This window comes from Streptomyces sp. NPDC001617, from assembly GCF_053596855.1.
Window position 1 is genome coordinate 69,126 of record NZ_JBSFHA010000016.1, and the last position, 16,489, is coordinate 85,614.

General features: G+C 71.5%; 17 protein-coding genes and 1 pseudogene. 8 read left to right on the forward strand and 10 right to left on the reverse strand.

The window, feature by feature from the left end; all coding sequences use genetic code 11:
• Positions 1 to 159 precede the first annotated feature (159 nt).
• Entirely contained in the window at positions 160 to 666 is a 507-nt protein-coding gene (locus ACWC09_RS15070; RefSeq protein WP_450850963.1) for an O-acetyl-ADP-ribose deacetylase, read from the forward strand.
• A gap of 42 nt (positions 667 to 708) precedes the next feature.
• Here the strand turns inward: ACWC09_RS15070 and ACWC09_RS15075 are convergent, their stop codons facing one another.
• The 4 genes from ACWC09_RS15075 to ACWC09_RS15090 form a co-directional block, all read right to left on the reverse strand.
• Entirely contained in the window at positions 709 to 1,737 is a 1,029-nt protein-coding gene (locus tag ACWC09_RS15075; protein WP_450850964.1) for a LacI family DNA-binding transcriptional regulator, read from the reverse strand.
• A 67-nt stretch (positions 1,738 to 1,804) separates the two neighbouring features.
• Positions 1,805 to 2,641 carry an ATP-binding cassette domain-containing protein gene (locus ACWC09_RS15080; protein ID WP_450850965.1) on the reverse strand — a complete coding sequence of 279 codons (837 nt, stop codon included), beginning with the start codon at positions 2,639 to 2,641 and terminating at the stop codon, positions 1,805 to 1,807.
• Entirely contained in the window at positions 2,638 to 3,651 is a 1,014-nt protein-coding gene (locus ACWC09_RS15085) for an ABC transporter permease (RefSeq protein ID WP_450850966.1), read from the reverse strand. The genes ACWC09_RS15080 and ACWC09_RS15085 overlap by 4 nt, the downstream gene beginning before the upstream one ends.
• A gap of 44 nt (positions 3,652 to 3,695) precedes the next feature.
• Positions 3,696 to 4,712, reverse strand: a complete 1,017-nt coding sequence (locus ACWC09_RS15090; protein ID WP_450850967.1) for a substrate-binding domain-containing protein — start codon at positions 4,710 to 4,712, stop codon at positions 3,696 to 3,698.
• A 203-nt stretch (positions 4,713 to 4,915) separates the two neighbouring features.
• Here ACWC09_RS15090 and ACWC09_RS15095 point away from each other — a divergent pair, with 203 nt between their 5' ends.
• Together ACWC09_RS15095 and ACWC09_RS15100 are read left to right on the forward strand one after the other, a co-directional pair.
• Entirely contained in the window at positions 4,916 to 5,878 is a 963-nt protein-coding gene (locus tag ACWC09_RS15095; RefSeq protein WP_450850968.1) for a carbohydrate kinase family protein, read from the forward strand.
• Positions 5,879 to 5,918: 40 nt separating this feature from the next.
• Complete coding sequence (locus ACWC09_RS15100; RefSeq protein WP_450850969.1) at positions 5,919 to 6,212, forward strand: putative quinol monooxygenase; 294 nt, start codon at positions 5,919 to 5,921, stop codon at positions 6,210 to 6,212.
• An 11-nt stretch (positions 6,213 to 6,223) separates the two neighbouring features.
• On the opposite strand, the gene ACWC09_RS15105 is transcribed toward ACWC09_RS15100, so the two are convergent.
• The 3 genes from ACWC09_RS15105 to ACWC09_RS15115 form a co-directional block, all read right to left on the reverse strand.
• Positions 6,224 to 8,077: a M1 family aminopeptidase gene (locus ACWC09_RS15105; protein WP_450850970.1), complete on the reverse strand. Its 1,854-nt coding sequence runs from the start codon at positions 8,075 to 8,077 to the stop codon at positions 6,224 to 6,226.
• Positions 8,078 to 8,284: 207 nt separating this feature from the next.
• Positions 8,285 to 9,244: a M56 family metallopeptidase gene (locus ACWC09_RS15110; protein ID WP_450850971.1), complete on the reverse strand. Its 960-nt coding sequence runs from the start codon at positions 9,242 to 9,244 to the stop codon at positions 8,285 to 8,287.
• A 112-nt stretch (positions 9,245 to 9,356) separates the two neighbouring features.
• Positions 9,357 to 9,782: a BlaI/MecI/CopY family transcriptional regulator gene (locus tag ACWC09_RS15115; protein WP_450850972.1), complete on the reverse strand. Its 426-nt coding sequence runs from the start codon at positions 9,780 to 9,782 to the stop codon at positions 9,357 to 9,359.
• Between the two features lie 118 nt (positions 9,783 to 9,900).
• Here ACWC09_RS15115 and ACWC09_RS15120 point away from each other — a divergent pair, with 118 nt between their 5' ends.
• The 5 genes from ACWC09_RS15120 to ACWC09_RS15140 are packed head-to-tail and all read left to right on the forward strand — an operon-like array spanning position 9,901 to position 14,079.
• Complete coding sequence (locus ACWC09_RS15120) at positions 9,901 to 10,569, forward strand: DedA family protein (protein ID WP_450850973.1); 669 nt, start codon at positions 9,901 to 9,903, stop codon at positions 10,567 to 10,569.
• Positions 10,566 to 11,171 (forward strand): phosphatase PAP2 family protein, encoded by a 606-nt coding sequence (locus ACWC09_RS15125; protein ID WP_450850974.1) that lies wholly within the window; start codon positions 10,566 to 10,568, stop codon positions 11,169 to 11,171. Before ACWC09_RS15120 ends, ACWC09_RS15125 begins: the two co-directional genes overlap by 4 nt.
• Positions 11,172 to 11,215: 44 nt before the next feature.
• Positions 11,216 to 11,944 carry a phosphatase PAP2 family protein gene (locus ACWC09_RS15130; RefSeq protein WP_450850975.1) on the forward strand — a complete coding sequence of 243 codons (729 nt, stop codon included), beginning with the start codon at positions 11,216 to 11,218 and terminating at the stop codon, positions 11,942 to 11,944.
• 54 nt (positions 11,945 to 11,998) lie between these two features.
• Complete coding sequence (locus ACWC09_RS15135) at positions 11,999 to 12,661, forward strand: response regulator transcription factor (protein WP_450850976.1); 663 nt, start codon at positions 11,999 to 12,001, stop codon at positions 12,659 to 12,661.
• Positions 12,658 to 14,079: a sensor histidine kinase gene (locus tag ACWC09_RS15140; protein WP_450850977.1), complete on the forward strand. Its 1,422-nt coding sequence runs from the start codon at positions 12,658 to 12,660 to the stop codon at positions 14,077 to 14,079. The genes ACWC09_RS15135 and ACWC09_RS15140 overlap by 4 nt, the downstream gene beginning before the upstream one ends.
• On the opposite strand, the gene ACWC09_RS15145 is transcribed toward ACWC09_RS15140, so the two are convergent.
• The 3 genes and pseudogenes from ACWC09_RS15145 to ACWC09_RS15155 form a co-directional block, all read right to left on the reverse strand.
• On the reverse strand, positions 14,060 to 14,953 hold the full coding sequence (locus ACWC09_RS15145; protein ID WP_450850978.1) for a COG4705 family protein: 894 nt from the start codon (positions 14,951 to 14,953) through the stop codon (positions 14,060 to 14,062). The two genes, ACWC09_RS15140 and ACWC09_RS15145, sit on opposite strands and share 20 nt — an antisense overlap.
• Positions 14,950 to 15,789 (reverse strand): COG4705 family protein, encoded by an 840-nt coding sequence (locus tag ACWC09_RS15150; protein ID WP_450850979.1) that lies wholly within the window; start codon positions 15,787 to 15,789, stop codon positions 14,950 to 14,952. The genes ACWC09_RS15145 and ACWC09_RS15150 overlap by 4 nt, the downstream gene beginning before the upstream one ends.
• Before the next feature lie 57 nt (positions 15,790 to 15,846).
• Positions 15,847 to 16,242 (reverse strand): annotated as a pseudogene (locus ACWC09_RS15155) (lysylphosphatidylglycerol synthase domain-containing protein); the annotation flags it as partial.
• Positions 16,243 to 16,489 lie beyond the last annotated feature (247 nt).

Consider the following 16,489-nt stretch of genomic DNA (forward strand, 5'->3'; position numbering starts at 1 on the left):
TCGGCCTGTCCGCCCTCTTCGACCGGCCGCCCGGACTGCGGCTCACGGCGCTTCCGGAGACCTGGCGCTGTCGCGGTCGGCGATCCACGGACCGCGGTCGCTGCCCGTCGCCCGGTGATCGACGCGCCCGGGACGGGAGTGGCTGGTATAGAGGCATTCATGACCGGCATCACGCTCGTCCAGGGCGACATCACCCAGCAGTCCGTCGACGCCATCGTCAACGCGGCGAACTCCTCGCTGCTCGGCGGCGGTGGCGTCGACGGCGCCATCCACCGCCGTGGCGGCCCGGAGATCCTGCAGGACTGCCGCAGGCTCCGCGCCTCGAAGTACGGCAAGGGCCTGCCCACGGGCCAGGCGGTCGCCACGACCGCCGGGAAGCTGGACGCGCGGTGGGTGATCCACACGGTCGGTCCGGTCTGGTCGGGGTCCGACGACCGTTCCGGGCTGCTGACCTCCTGCTACCGGGAGTCCCTGCGGATCGCCGACGAGCTGGGCGCCCGTACCGTCGCCTTCCCCGCCGTCTCCACCGGCATCTACGGGTGGCCCATGGACGACGGGGCCCGCATCGCCGTGGAGACGGTGCGGGCAGCCGACACGTCGGTCGAGGAGGTCAGGTTCGTGCTCTTCGACCAGCGGGCGTACGACGCGTTCGCCGCGATGGTGTGAGGAGAGCGGGCGAGGCCGGTCACCCAGTCGTCAGACGAAGTGTCAGGTGTCATCCCCGCCCAGCAGTTGCTCTCCCGAGCCCCGCACGATCAGCCGCGTCGGCACCGTCACCGTACGGGCCCGGGTGCGGTCGCCGTCCAGGCGGGACAGGGCCGTGGCCGCCGCGGCGCGGCCGATCTCCTCGGGGTCCTGGGCGACGACGGTCAGGGCCGGTTCGAGGGCCTCGGCCAGCTCCACGTCGTCGAAGGCGACGACCGCGACGTCCTTGCGTTTGCTGCGGGCGAGTTCGCTGACTATCCCCAGCGCGACGATGTTGTTCCCGGCGAAGAGCGCGGTCGGCGGGTCCGGCAGAGCGAGGAGCTGGGCCGTCGTGGCCGAAGCCGCTTGCTGGTCATGGGCGTTGGCGACCAGGGCGCGGTCGACGGGCAGGCCCGCTTCCTGCAGGGCCTCGCGGTAGCCGGCCAGTCGCTCGCGGCGGGTGTAGAGCCTGACGGGCAGGTCGCCGACGAAGCCGATGCGCCGGTGTCCGTGGGCGACGAGGTGGGCGACGCCCTCGCGGGAGCCGGTGCGGTTGGAGCTCACCACGCTGTCCGTGGACAGGCCCACGCCGGGGCGGTCGAGGAAGACGACGGGCAGGCCCCTGGTGCGGTGGGTCTTGAGGTGGGAGTGGTCGGCGCCCACCGACGGCACGACCATCAGGACGCTGACCCGGCGGGCGAGGAACTTGTCCGTCAGCGCGCGCTCTCGGTCGGGATCGTCCGCGGAGGAGCCCATCAGCAGGGTCAGCCCGCGGTCGCGCACCGTGTCCTCGATGCTCCTGGCCACGGCCCCGAAGAACGGGTTGGCCAGATCGGGGATGACGAGCCCGATCGTGGTGTCGGGCCCGCCGACGCGGATGTTGCGGGCCATCAGGTTCGGCTGGAAGCCCAGTTTGGCGACGGCCGCCAGGACCTGCTTCCTGGTCTCCGCGGAGGCGGGGCCGTCCTCGTTGAGGACACGGGAGACGGTCTTGGCGCTGACACCGACCTCGCGGGCGACGTCGGCCAGGGTCGGGCGGCGGCTGGCTGCCATGGAGGAAACGGTCTCCTGTGCTCGTCGGATCCGGCCGCGGCCTCGGCCGGAACCTGTGAGTGTGTTGTCAGTTGGCCTGGACTCCCGCGGCCTTCGCCGCCTCGGAATCGGCTACGACAGTACCTCCGGCCTCGTCGACGGTGAGCGCCCCGGTCATGATGGCGACGACCTCCGCCATCGAGTAGTCGGAGGGCTTGATCACGGCGGCCCGCCTGCCCAGCCGGTGGACGTGGATGCGGTCCGCGATCTCGAAGACGTGCGGCATGTTGTGGCTGATCAGCACCACCGGCATGCCCTTGTCCCGGACGCGCCGGATCAGGTCCAGGACCTGACCGGACTCCTTCACACCGAGGGCGGCGGTCGGCTCGTCCATGACGACGACGCTGTTCGCCCAGGCGACGGCACGGGCCACCGCGACGGCCTGCCGCTGCCCGCCGGAGAGCGTCTCCACCGACTGCGTCAGCGAGCGCAGACCGATCTTGAGGTCGGCCATGTGCTCGGCCGCTTCCTGGCGCATCCGCTTCTTGTCCAGCATCCGGAAGGCACTGCCGAGAACACCGGGCCGGCGCAGCTCGCGCCCCAGGAACATGTTGGAGGCGATGTCCATGGAGGCGGCCACGGCGAGATCCTGGTACACGGTTTCGATGCCGTGGGCACGGGCGCTCTGCGGACCGGAGAAGGTGATCGGCTTCCCGTTCAGGCGGATCTCGCCCGCGTCGGGGATCACCGCGCCGGTCAGCGCCTTGATCAGACTGGTCTTGCCGGCGCCGTTGTCTCCGATCACGGCCAGGACCTCGCCCGGCAGCAGGTCGAAGTCGGCGCCGTCGATGGCGGTGACATGGCCGTACCGCTTGACCAGACCACGGGCCTGCAGCACGGGCGTCGGGGTGGAGGTGGCGGTCATCGGGCCTTCTTCCGGGAGATCTGGTCGACGGTCACCGCGAGGATCACCAGGACGCCGGTGATCAGCGTCTGGTAGATCGAGGCGACGCCCATCAGCTGGAGCCCGTTGCGGAACACACCGACGATGAGGACACCGATGAAGGTGCCCAGTACCGAACCGCGCCCGCCGAAGAGGCTGGTGCCGCCCAGTACCACGGCGGTGATGCTGTCGAGGTTGTCGGTCTGGCCGGCCTGCGGGTCGCCCACTCCGGTGCGGGAGATGAGCAGCAGGGCGGCGATGCCGTAGAGCAGGCCCGCGACGGTGTAGATGCCGATGGTCAGCCGGGAGGTGCGGATGCCGTTGAGGCGCGCGGCCTCCTGGCTGTTGCCCAGCGCGTAGACGTGCCGGCCCCAGCCGGTGTTGCTCAGCGCGTAGGCGAGCAGGAGGAACAGGGCGATGGTGACGAGGGAGCCGTAGGTGATGTCGGTGTGCCCGAGCGGGAAGGTCTCCCCGAGGGCCGTCAGCGGGCCGGGCAGGTTGGTGACCGTCTGCTCCGCGGAGTAGATGTGGGTCAGCGCGAACGCCACGTTCAGCATGCCGAGCGTGACGATGAACGGCGGCAGCGGGATCTTCTGCACCAGCAGCCCGTTGACCAGCCCGAAGCCCCCGCACACGGCGATGCCCAGGGCGATGGCGAGCAGCGGCGGCAGGGTGCCCTGCGCCGCCATCTTGGCGATCATGATGCTGCCGAAGGCCATCACGGCACCGCAGGACAGGTCGATGCCCGCGGTGAGGATGATCAGCGTCTGCCCGATGGCGAGCGTGCCCACCACCATGACCTGCTGCACGATCAGCGAGAAGTTGCCGCCGGTCAGGAACTGGTCGGTCGAGAGGGAGAAGAAGGCGCAGGCCAGAAGGAGAGCGGCCAGCGGACCCGTGGTCGGTGCCGTGAGCAGTCGGCGGGCCACGCCGGGCGCCTTCAGCTCGGCGTACGGCGACGAGGTGCCCGGTGGCGTGGTCGTGGCTGTCATGCGAAGTCCTTGTCGGAAGACTGTCGTACGGACACGGCGGCGGCTTAGCCCCAGCAGTTCTGCAGGCCGAACGCGGTGTCCTTCGACGTGACCCCGGCCTGCGCCTTGTCGGTGATCAGGTTGACGCCGGTGTCGGTGTAGCCGGACGCCTTCTTGCCGCCCTTGGCGTAGTCCACGACGGCCTGGACGCCCTGGGAGGCCATCTTCAGCGGGTACTGCTGCGACGTGGCGGCGATCTTGCCGTCCTTGACCGCCTGGGTGCCGGTGCAGCCGCCGTCGACGGAGACGATCAGGACGTCCTTCTCCCGGCCCTTGGCCTTGAGCGCGGTGTACGCGCCCAGCGCGGCCGGCTCGTTGATCGTGTAGACGAGGTTGATGCCGGGCGCCTTCTGCAGGCAGTTCTCCATCGCCGTCTGGCCCTTGGCCTGGTCACCGCCGGTGTCCTGGGCGCAGGCGACGTCCTTGTCGGTGGCGCCGAAGCCCTGCAGGAAGCCGTTGTGCCGCTGCACGCCCACCGAGACGCCCGGCGCCAGGTCGAGGGTGGCTATCTTCGCCGTCTTGCCCTTCATCGCGGCCTTGGCGTACTGGCCGATCAGCTTGCCGGCGTTGAGGTTGTTCGTGGCGAAGAGGGCGTCGACCGCGCTCTGCGGCTCGGTCGGCGTGTCCAGGGCGATGACCAGGACGCCCTTGGCGCGGGCCTTGGCGATCGCGGGCACGATGGCCTTGGAGTCGCTCGGGGTGATCAGGATGCCCTTCACACCGGAGGCGACCATGTTCTCGATCGCGGTCACCTGACCGGCGTTGTCGCCGTCGAACTTGCCGGCGGCGGTGACCAGTTGGGCACCGTCCGCCTTGGCGGCCTTCTCGGCGCCCTCCTTCATCTTCACGAAGAACGGGTTGGTGTCGGTCTTGGTGATCAGGCCGACCTTGATGCTGCCCGAACCGGCGCTGGTGGAACTCGATCCGGAGCCGGACCCACAGGCGGTCAGCGTGAGTGCGGCGACGCCCGTGCACGCGGCGACTCTGAGGAGGGAAACGGGCAGACGAGAGGTGCGAGACATGAACGACTCCTGCGGGATTGCGAGCGGCGCGGCCGGCATCGGTGGATGCCGTCCCGAGATGTCATCGTTGACTTATGTCATCGTTGACACTGCATGGCGAGGATGATGGACTCCGGTTCCCGGCAACGTCAATGCCTTGTGCTTGTCACAAATCGGCAACGCGCGGCCGGTGTGCCCGTACGTCCGTCAGAGAAGAGCAGCTCATGAGCCCGCGCCAGATCACCGTCCTGGGGGAGTGCGTCGCGGACGCCTTCGTCGACCCCGCGAGCGCTTCCGGCGAACTCGCCCTGCGCGTCCTGCCGGGCGGCGGCCCGGCGAACACGGCGGTCGCCCTGGCCCGGCTCGGCACCCCGGCCCGCTTCCTCGCACGCCTGTCGGACGACGTCTTCGGCCGCCTCTTCCGCGCCCACCTGGAGGAGTCCGGGGTCGACCTGTCATATGCCGTCCGGGCCGCCGAGCCCAGCACGCTGGCCGTGGCGGAGCTGGACGAACGGGGCCAGGCCGCGTTCTCCTTCCACGCCCAGAACACCGCCGACTGGCAGTGGACGTCCGGTGAACTGGCCCGGGTCGACCTGGCCGAAACGGCCTGTCTGCACACCGGTTCCCTGGCCCTGGTCCAGGAGCCCGGCGCGGTGGTGGTGGAGGACTTCCTGGCCGAGGCCGCGTCCCGGGCGACGATCAGCATCGACCCCAACGTCCGGCCCCTGCTCGTCCACCCGGATGTCTACCGGGCCCGGCTGGCCCACTGGTGCGGCCTCGCCGACGTGCTGCGCCTCAGCGAGGACGACCTGGAGCTGCTGCTGCCGGGCACCCCGCCCGAGCAGGCGTGCGACAGCTGGCACGCGGCCGGCGCACGGCTCGTCGTGATCACCCGAGGTGGAGACGGCGTCCTGGCCTCGCTCGACGGCGAGCGGGTACAACTGCCCGCCGTGCCGGTCGATGTCGTCGACACGGTGGGTGCGGGGGACTCCTTCACCGCCGGGCTGCTGCACCACCTCGGCACCCGCGGCCTGCTCGGCGGCCGACTGACGGACCTCCGCATCGACGAGGTCGCGGACGCCTGCCTCTTCGCCACCCGGGTGGCGGCCCTGACCTGCTCGGTCCCCGGCCCCAACCCGCCCTGGCAGCACCAGCTGACCCCGCTCACCACCGCCGACCACGCCTGACGGCCCCGACGACCCCGACGACCCCGAAGGACACGCCACCATGCCCAAGACCCTGCTCGCCGAGTTCACCGCCCGCGAGGGAGCGGAGGACGAGGTCGCCCGCCTGATCCTCGACTACGCCAAGAAGGTGCGCGAGGAGGAGGGCAACCTCGTCTTCGACGTCCTCACCAAGGAGGCCGATCCACGTGCTTTCTGGATCTACGAGGTCTACCGGGACGAGGACGCCTTCCAGGCGCACCTGAAGGCTCCGTACGGCGGCCCGTTCAACGCCGTGCTCGCCCCGCTGATAGAGGAGGACGCCTCGGTGCTGACCTTCCTCGTCCCGGTGAGCTGACCTCCCTCGGCTCAGCCGTCGATACGGTGTGTACTCCAGAAGGACGTCAGATCCGTGCTGGTCGCCGCCTGTGCGGCCGCCTTGAACTCGGCGGTGGTCGAGACGCCGTACCAGTGCGAACTCGCGTAGTTCTTGAGCAAGTTGGTCATCGCCGTGTCACCGATCAGCCGTCGCAGATCGTGCAGGGCGCACTTGCCGTAGCCGTAGACGACGGTGGAGTACCGGGACGAGTGAGCGTCCCAGTAGGCCATGGAGTTGGTGATCTTCTCCGCCGACGAGGCCCACGAGACGCTGCTCCAGCAGTTGGTGCCGGTCTTGCCGAGGGCCAGGTCGGTGGAGTAGTCGGTGAACGCCTCGTCCAGCCAGGGGCTGTTGTACTCGTCGTCGCCGACGATGCCGTACCACCACTGGTGGCCGATCTCGTGGGTGAGCGCGGTGGTGCTGACGAGGTCGAGGACGAAGCCCGGGTACTCCATGCCGCCGAACCAGTAGTTGTTGTCGATGACCGCGTCCAACTCACTGTAGGGGTAGGCCCCGAAGCGGCCGGCGTGTGCGTCGACCGCCGTTTTCGCGGTGCTGAGCATCGACTGGGCGTCGGAGGAGCTGATGCCCGAGACGGAGTAGATGTTGATGGCCGTTCCGGCGGTCGAGGTGCCGGAGATCTTGCTGAACGGACCGGCCGCCCAGGCGAAGTCACGGACCTTCGACGCGGTGGCCGTCGTGACTGTGCGCCCGCTGGAGCCGGGGGTGTCGGTCGAGGTGCCGGTGGCCGGAACCAGCAGTGAACTCGGGTGGTCCAGCGTCACCTTGAAGTCGGCGGCCAGGGAGTAGAACGACTCGCCGTTGTTCGTGTACGGGTCCAGGTGCCAGCCCGAACCGTCCTTGACCGCGAGGACCGGCAGTGCGTTGCCGATGTTGTTGAACGCCCCGTCATGACCGAACCGGTCGGCGCCGCTGGGCACGGTGATGCCCAAGTCGAAGCCGATCGTGGCCGACTGACCCTGCGTCAGGGGTGTCGGCAGGGTGATCTGGAGGGCCGTGCAGCCGACGGAGAGCGAACCGGCCGTACCGCCACTGACGTTGGTGACCGCGATCGGCATGGCGTCGCAGGTGCCGTGGTAGTTGTCCCACAGCCGCAGGTACACCTCGCTCAGCGCGGTCGAGGAGGCGTTGGTGAAGGTCGCGCTCTCGTGGCCGGTCCAGACGGTGCCGGCGGTGTTGCTGCTCAGGTTCACGGTGTACGAGGGTGCGGCGGGCGTCCGTGTCGAGTCCGCCGGCGGAGTGGTGTCGCCGGAGGTGTCGAGGGCGATGTCGTCGAGCACGAAGCTGGTCTGGAGGCTGGAGTCCTCGGTGCCGGTGAAGGCCACCGTGACGGTCTGGCCCGCGAACGACGACACGTCCAGCGACTTCTTCACGTACCCCGTGGCCTTGTCGAGGTTCGAGTACGTCGCCAGCGTCGTACTGCCGATCTTCGCCGTCAGCTTGTCGTAGGCGGTGGACGAGGTCGTCTCGGTGGTGTCGATGTGGAGCCAGAAGGAGAGGGTGGCGGTGCTGCAGCCGGACGGGATCGTCACGCTCTGCGAGAGCGTGTCGGTGTGTGTGCCGCCGGTGCCGTCGAGCCAGGCGAAGCTGGTGCCGCCGTGGGCGGACTGGCCGGACCGGCTGGTGATCACGCTCGTGGACGACTGGGTCCAGGACGAAGTACCGCTCTCGAAGCCGCCGTTGGCGACTGCCTGGGTCGGTGTGCAGGCCGCGGCGGCGTCGGGTGCGGCTGACGCCGGGTGGACGGGAAGCAGGGAGACGGCGGCCAGCGCGGCGACGGCGAGGGCGCGCGCGGCGATGGATCTGTGGGGGGTGGTTCTCACGCGTAACTCCTTTGCGGCGGCCGGGATTCCGGCCTGCTCGGCGACTGCCCGGCCGGCTGGGGTGCGTCGGTGGGCGGCCGTGGGCTGCGTGCCTATTGACGGGAGCATGCCACACAGGCGGGCGTGATGGGGGTCGGCGCACCGGGCAAACGTCAATTCACCGGGCGGTGGGGGGTGTTCGTCGCGGAGGTCGTGGACCGGCCGAGGTCAGTCGCCGTCGCCGTGGCCGGAGAAGTGGCCGCTCTCGCCCTGCGCGATCTCGATGCCGTTGTGCAGGTCGGTGGCCGCGTCCAGGGCTGCGGTGGCCGACAGGGCCACGCAGGCGAGGAGCAGACCGGCCAGGGCGCGGGGGAGCAGACGGCCGGTGGGGGCGGGCTTGTTCAGGAGGGCGGTGACGCGGCGGGGGACCGGGCCCGCGGTGGCCGTGAGGGACAGCCGGGGGCGGGGTGCGGGGCCGGCCGCGTGGGCGGCGAGCGCGGCGCGGCCGACGGCGCGGGCGGTGAGGGTGCGGTCGCCGGTCGCCTGCGCGGCGACCTCGTCGGCCCAGCGCTCCAGTGCGTACGAGAGCGGGGCGCGCAGGCCGCGAAGTGCCGGGTGCAGGGCGGCGGCGAACTCGACGGCGGCGAGGAACAGGTGGTGGCGGCAGGTGAGATGGGCGCGCTCATGGGCGAGGAGCACCTCGCGCTCGCGCGCGTCGAGGGCGCGCAGCATGCCGGTGGTCACCACGATGCGGCCCGGTCGACCGGGCAGGGCGTAGGCGTCGGGGCGCCCGTCGTGCCGTACGGAGAGGCCGCCGGCCGTTGCCTCGTCACCGAACTGCCGGTGGGCGGCGCGCAGTTCGCGCAGGTGCCGACGGGTCCGGCGCAGCAGCAGGGCGCCGACGCCGGTCAGCGTGAGGCCGGCCAGGATCGCGGCTGGCACGGTGGCGGGGGAGCCGTCACCCAGCGGGTGCGGGGAGAGATGACCGAGCGCCGCGACCAAGGGCAGCCGCAGGGCCCCGGCGAGCGCGAGCAGCGTCAGCGCCGCCGTACTGGCGACGGCGAGGACCAGTGCGAGGCCGCTCAGGGCCCAGGCGGCGGCCCGGGGTGGCAGCAACTCGGCACCCCGCCGGGCCGACGGCACGGCCAGCAACGGCACGAGCAGCGGAAGCCACACGGCGTAGATCACGGGTTCCTCCAGGGGCCGCCGGTCCGTTGTCGATCAGCCTACTCGGGGTGACCGGCAGAGGGGTCCGTGCGACCGTCTTCCCGTTGCGAGCGGCCCTGTTGCGGCACGTCCGTCAGGGCGCCGTCTCGTCCGCCGCCCCTGCCCCGTCCAGCAGGCTGCGCAGGAGCTGTTCGTCCTCGGGGCTCAGGTCGGAGACGAAGCGGGCGAGGACGGTGCCGCGGTCCTCGCCCTTGTCCAGTTCCGCGTGCATACGGCGCGCGGTGAGGCCGTGGGAGTCCTGGGCAGGGGCGTACGCGTAACCGCGGCCGGAGCGCGCCCGGGTCACCATGCCCTTGGCGTGCAGGCGGGTGAGAATGGTGGTGACGGTCGTGCGGGCGAGGCCGTTGCCGAGCTCCAGCTGGACGGCGCCGGGCGTGAGCGGCCCGTCGGCGGCCCACAGCGCGGCCAGTACGCCGGCCTCCAGCTCGCCCGCCGGCCGCCGGTCCGTGCGCTCGTCGGCCGGGTCGTAGGCCGGCTCGTCGATCTGCCCCTCGGGCATGGGAACGCTCCTCGGCTCTCATTCGTCTACAGTGGAGTAGACGGTCTACATAACTGTAGTCGCTCGGTGAGGAGCGTGTCCGCTCCGCGCACGTCCCAGTATGAGAGGGGTCGCCTGCATGGCAGCCGCCCAGTTCGCCATGGCCCAGGCGGTGAACGTCCTGGATGCCGGATCCCTGCTGTCCACGTTCGGCGCGCTCGGCGTGGCCGTCGTGCTGTTCGCCGAGACCGGCCTGCTGGTCGGCTTCTTCCTCCCGGGTGACTCCCTGCTGTTCACCGCGGGGTTGCTGTGCGTGGACGGCGGCCACGGCGGTGTGCGTCTGTCGCTCCCGCAGGTACTGGCCGCGGCCGTGGTCGGCGCGCTGCTAGGGGCGCAGACGGGGTACTGGATAGGGCGTCGCGGCGGCCGTGCGCTGCTGGCCCGCAGCCGAGCGAAGAAGCTGCACGAGGGCGCCGAGCGCGCCGAGGAACTGCTCGCGCGGTACGGGTATGCCAAGGCGATCGTGCTGGCCCGCTTCGTGCCGGTGGTGCGGACGGTGCTGAACCCGCTGGCGGGGGCGCTCGACGTGCCGGTGCGGGTCTTCACGGTGTGGCAGGCGGTCGGCGGCCTGGTGTGGACGGTCGGCCTGGTCCTGAGCGGTTACGCACTCGGCTCCTCGATCCCGAACGTCGACCGATACCTCCTGCCGCTGGTCGCCCTGGTCGTCGTCGCCTCCCTGACCCCGCTCGCCCTGGAGGCCCGCCGCGCGCGGGCCCGCCGAGCCTCGTCCTCGGAGGCTTCCTCATGACCGGCCTGGCCTTCGGAGGCGCGTCGGTCGACGGCGGCCTGTACACGTGGATCATGGACCTGGCCGGCCACACACCGCACCCGGTGAACACCGTGATCGCCGTCTGGTCCGACTACGGCCTGGCCCTGTTCGGGGTACTGATGCTCGCGGCATGGTGGCGGGCCCGGGGCGCCGGGGAGCAGCGGATGGTGCGGGCGCTGGCGGCCCCCGTGATCGTGGTGGTCGTGTACGTCGCCGACATCCTGCTGAAGTCGGCGGTGGCGGAGCACAGACCCTGTCAGACCCTGCGCACCGTGACGGTCGAGGCGTGTCCGGGGGCCGGCGACTGGTCGTTCCCCAGCAACCACGCGGTGATCGCCGGCGCCGCCGCGATGGCCCTGGCCCTGGCCGACCACCGGCTGGGCCGCATCGCCGCGGTGGCCGCCGTCCTGATGGCCGTCTCCCGGGTCTGGATCGGCGTCCACTATCCGCACGACGTGGCGGTGGGGCTGGCCCTGGGGGCGGGGCTCGCATGGGTGCTGGTGCGGGTCGCCGATCGCGCGGCGCCGTTGGTGGGGTGGATGGCCGACGGTCGGTTCAGGGTGCTGGTGACGAGGGCGTGAGGTCGGCGGGGTGTGGAGTCAGGGGGCAGTGGTCGCTGGCCCTCGTGCTGCCCCTCGTCTGTGCCGTGCTGTTCGCCGCCCTGGCGACCGCGGTGGCCGTGCGTCATGGCGCCCCTCTTCCGGGTGATACGGCGGCCCACGCGTGGGGGCTCGGACACCGGCCGCCGGTCGCGGTGGCGCTCGCGCGCTGGTTCACGGCGACCGGGACCGGTGTGTGGCCGTACGCGATCGTCGTGGCGGCCGGGGTCATGGCGGGGCGTGGTGCCGGCGGGCGGCTCAGAGCCGTGGTCGGTGCCCTGGCCGTGCTGTTCGCCGGGGAATTCGTGCGCACGGGACTGATGGAACTGTTCGCCCGGGCCCGCCCGAACCGCGCGGACTGGGCGACCCACGCCTCCGGCTACGCCTTCCCCTCCGGGCACGCGACCACCTCCGCCCTGACGGCGGGACTGCTGTGCTGGGCCCTCGCCCGCCGCACCCGCCCCGATCTCGCCCGCACGACCTGCGCGGTCGCGGTCTGCTGGGCGGTGGCGGTCGGAGCGACCCGGGTGTACCTCGGCGTGCACTGGGCCAGCGACGTCATCGGCGGCTGGTTGCTGGCGACGGCTTGGCTGGGGCTGTGCTGGTGGGCCGTCGCCAGGTGGCTGCCGCCGGAACCGACCGGAGTCGGCCCATCCGTGGCAGGGAGCAGCCGTCGGGCACCGAAGCCCACGAAGACGAACGGCACGCCCACGGCACACGCCCCGGACCCGAACCGGACGCGCCCGGCCGACTGAAGAGCCATGGCCCCACGCCCCCGGCCCGCCCACCCCCACCCCCGACGGAGACCGATGAACCACAAGATCCTGGTCGTCGAGGACGACCACGCCCTGCGTGACGTCCTCCTGCGCGGTCTGCGGGACGAGGGGTTCGCCACCGTGCCCGCCGCCGATGGGGCGACCGCGCTGCGGCTGGCCGGGGACGGGGTCTCCGCGGCCGTAGTCGACGTGGGGCTGCCGGACGCGGACGGGCGGGACGTGTGCCAGGCGCTGCGGGCCAACGGCTTCTCGTCCCCCGTCATCTTCCTCACCGCGCGCCAAGGCCTCATCGACCGTCTGTCCGGCTTCTCGGCCGGCGGCGACGACTATCTGCCCAAGCCCTTCCACCTGGCCGAACTCGCCGCCCGACTGCGCGCCGCCCTCAAGCGCACGGCACCCGCACCCCGCGCCGCGGCCGGAGATCTGGTCCTGGACGCCGTCCGGCACCGCCTCACGGCCGGCGGCACCGAGATCGACCTGACTCCGACGGAGTTCCGCCTCCTGGCCACCCTCATGGCGGCTCCGGGGGAGATCGTGAGCCGCCGTGACCTGGTGCGGTCCGCCTGGCCGGAGGGCGCCCAGGTCAGCGACAACACCCTCGACCAGTACCTGACCCGGCTGCGCCGCAAGCTGCGCGGAGCCGGCAGCGACCTGACGATCGGTACGGCCCGCGGCATCGGACACCGCCTGTCATGACCGACCCCGATTCGCCCCCGCACTCTCCTCCACCACCGCGCGCCCCCCTGCGCCGCCCCTCCTTCCCGCCCCGCACCCTCCGGGGCCGCCTCTCCCTCGTCGCCCTCACCACCGCCGCGCTCCTGATGGTGATCCTCACCGTCGTCTTCAACACCGTGGTCCGCCATCACCTGCGCCGTCAGGCGGACGACGAACTGCGCACCCGGGCCGCCGCCGTCGCCACGACCGTCGACACCACCGGTCCCCGGGTACGGGTCCTGGAGACCGCCAACGACCGCCTCCTGGACGCCAATGTGTGGATCTACGCGGGCTCCCGGCTGTTGGAGCGGCCACCCTCCGCCGGCCCCCTGAGCCGAGTCGCCGACGACCTGGCCCGCCACGGCGGCCGTGCCTGCGGCACCGTCGACGGCCACGGTTCCGGCCCGGTCCGGCTGTGCGCCGAGCCCGTCCCAGGCGCCCGGCAGGCGGCGACCGTCGTCACGGCTCTTGACCTGTCCCCGTACCGGAGTTCGGCCGACACGCTGCTGCTGGGCTCCCTGGTCCTGGACACCGTGATGCTCGCCTGCACGTACGCCCTGACCCGGTTGGCGGTGGGCCGTGCGCTGCGTCCGGTCGGGGCGATGACCGACCAGGCCACACAGTGGAGCGCGGTCGCCTCCGAGGAACGGTTCGGCAGCGCGGACCGCCCGGCCGAACTGGCCCGGCTGGGCGCCTCGTTGGACGCCCTCCTGGACCGTATCCGCGCGGTGCTGCGGCACGAGCGGCAGCTGACCGGCGAGCTCTCGCACGAGCTGCGCACTCCGCTCAGCCGCATCGTCGCCGAGCTGGACTGGTACGGCTCGCGCCCCCGCACCGCAGCCGAGACCCGGGCCGTGCACCGCACCATCGCCGAGGCCGCCGAGTCGATGCGCACGATCTGCGACACCCTCCTGACCACCGCCCGTGAGGACGCGGTCACCGCCCCCGGCACGGCCCCCGTCCTGCCCACGCTGCACCGCCTCGCCGGCCAACAGGTCACTCCCGCCCAGGTGACCGTCACCGTCGACGCCCCCGACACCCGGCTGGAAGCAGGCGTTCAACCGGCCCTCCTGGAACGCATCGTCAGCCCTCTGCTCGCCAACGCCCTGCGCTACGCCGCCTCGACCGTCACCCTGCACGCGGAGCGCGACGACACCGGCGTACGCGTCTCCGTCACCGACGACGGCCCCGGCGTGCCGCCCGCCTTCGCCGCGCACCTCTTCCAGCCCGGCCGACGGGCCGACCCGGACGACGGACACGCCGGAGCGGGCCTGGGACTGCCGCTCGCGCGACGCCTGGCCCGCTCCGCCGGGGGCGAGGTCTCCTACGACCACGATCACGGCCATGACCATCGACTCGCCCCCGGTGCACGCTTCGTGGTCAGACTGCCGTCCGGCTGACCGTGCCCGAGTCACGCCGCTCCCGGACACCGGCGTACGCCATCATCCCGAAGAGCAACGCCAGCAACACCGCGGACGAACCCGCCGTGCCGAGGTCGAGACCGCCCTTGGCGGCCGGCTTGGTGAGGAAGTCACCGGCCGTCGCACCGAGCGGCCGGGTCAGCACGAACGCGAACCAGAACAGCAGCACGTTCGGTACGACCGGCACCTTCATCAGGGCGACCAGCAGGACCAGCATCCCCGTCACGAGCAGCGCCCCGCCGGCGTAACCGAGCCCGGAGCTGTCGGAGAGGAAGTCACCCATGGAGGTGCCGAGCGTGTTGGAGACGAGGATCGCCGACCAGAACAGCGCCTCCCCGCGGAAACTGACGATGTCCCGGATGACGAACGTCATCCCGGTCAGCCGCCACACGGCGAAGATGACGACCAGGATCGAGATCAGGATCGCCGCGCCCGTCGGATAGCCGAGGCCGAGCCCCTGCGGCCCCCAGCCCAGCGAAGTCGCCCCGCCGGAGAGGTAGGTGGCGCTGGCGTCCCGGTTCATGAAGTCGGACATGGTGGTGCCGGCCATGCTGGTCGACAGGATCACGGTCCAGTAGAAGAAGGGGTTGTAGCGGCGCGACCGCAGCTGCACGACCAGCGTCACCACGAACACCAGGAACAGGGCGATCGTGGTGAGGAAGTAGCCCAGCTTCAGGGTCTGCGCGAAGAGGTCGCCGGCCGTCTCGCCGAGAGTGGTCGCCGCGATCTTCATCACCCAGAAGGCCAGGGTGACTTCGGGTAACTTCTTCAGCGCGTCCCGGCGGACGGCCGCAGAGCCGAGGCCGCCCAGGGCCGTCGACTCCGCGGTCTGTGTGGGGGGTTGCTGGGTCATGCGGTCGGCAGCTCCTGTCGTTCCGTCTGTGTCACGTCCTTGCGGGTGACGTCTTTGCGAGTGATGGCCAGGAAGACGACGAGACCGAGGATCACCGTGAGGAACAGCGCGCTCGTCACCACGGTGCCCAGGCCCAGACCACCGTCCCCGGTGGCCTGCGACAGGTAGTCGCCGACCGAGGCGCCGAGCGGGCGGGTCAGGACGTACGCGATCCAGAAGCTCCACACCGCGTCGAGCCCGAGCCAGAAGTGCGCCACCGCGACCGCGGCGATCGCCAGCCCGAACAGCACCGCGGACAGCCAGTACCCCAGGTCCATCCGCTCCGAGACGAGGTCGCCGGCCGCTGTGCCGAGGGCGAAGGTGAACAGCACCGCGAGCCAGTAGAAGGACTCCCGGCGCGGGGTGTCGACGGAGTGGATGGACAGGGTGCGCTCGCTGCGGTACCAGGCGACGAACACGACCGCCAGGACGACCGCGAACACCGAGGTGCTGACCTCCAGCGGCACGCCCATGTTGTCGGTCAGGTTGTCGCTGACGAGGGTGCCGACGACGCTGATCAGCGCGACGGCGAGCCAGTACACGCCGGCCCGGTAGCCGGCCGTGCGGAACTGGACGACCAGCACCGCCGCCAGCAGCACGCTCATCAGCAGCGACACACCGGTCAGGCCGAGCCCGGCCTTCTCGTTGAGCAGGTCGGCCGCCGTCTCGCCCACGGTGGTGCACAGCACCTTGATCACCCAGAAGTAGACGGTGACCTCGGGAACCTTGTTCCAGCCCGCACGAGGTCGGCGATGGGGAGGCGCGGACGCGCCCGTTGTTGTCGTATCCGATGTCATGGGGCCGACGCTGTCACCGGAAACCTGAACACATCCTGACCGCCCAGGGCGCAGGCGTCACAGCACCCTCGCCCGCACCAGCCCGGCCAGCACCAGCAACGCCGGCACCAACGGCACCCAGACCGTCAGCAGCCGATACCCGATCACCACCGACACACTCGCCTGCGCAGACGTCCCGGCCGCGGTCAACGCCCAGGCGAGCGCGGCATCCAGCGACCCGAGCCCGCCGGGAGTGGGCAGCAGCACGGCGGCGCTGCTGGCCGCGAGATACGCGAGCGCGACCTCGCCGGCCGGCAGCGGCAGATCGAGAGCCCGTACGACGGCGATCACAACTCCCGTATGCAGCAAGGCGAACACCAGCGAACCGCCCCAAAGGGCAGCCGCGCGCGAGGGGTTGGTGTGCACGGCGCGTACGTCGGCGACCGCACGGGCAGACGCCCGCCGGAGCCGGGCCGACCGCACCGGCCTCGACCGCCGCGGGAGCCCCGTCCGCGCGAGCCGGACCCCCGCGAGCCCTGTCCGCCGCGGGAGCTCTGTTCGTTGTCCGGGTTCCGTCTGCTGCGGGAGCTCTGTTCGCTGTCCGAGTCCCGTCTGCTGTGCGAGCTCCGTCCGCTGCGGGAGCGCCGTTTGCTGTCCGAGTCCCGTCCGCTGCGGGAGCGCCGTTTGCTGTCCGAGTCCCGTCCGCTGCGGGAGCGCCGTT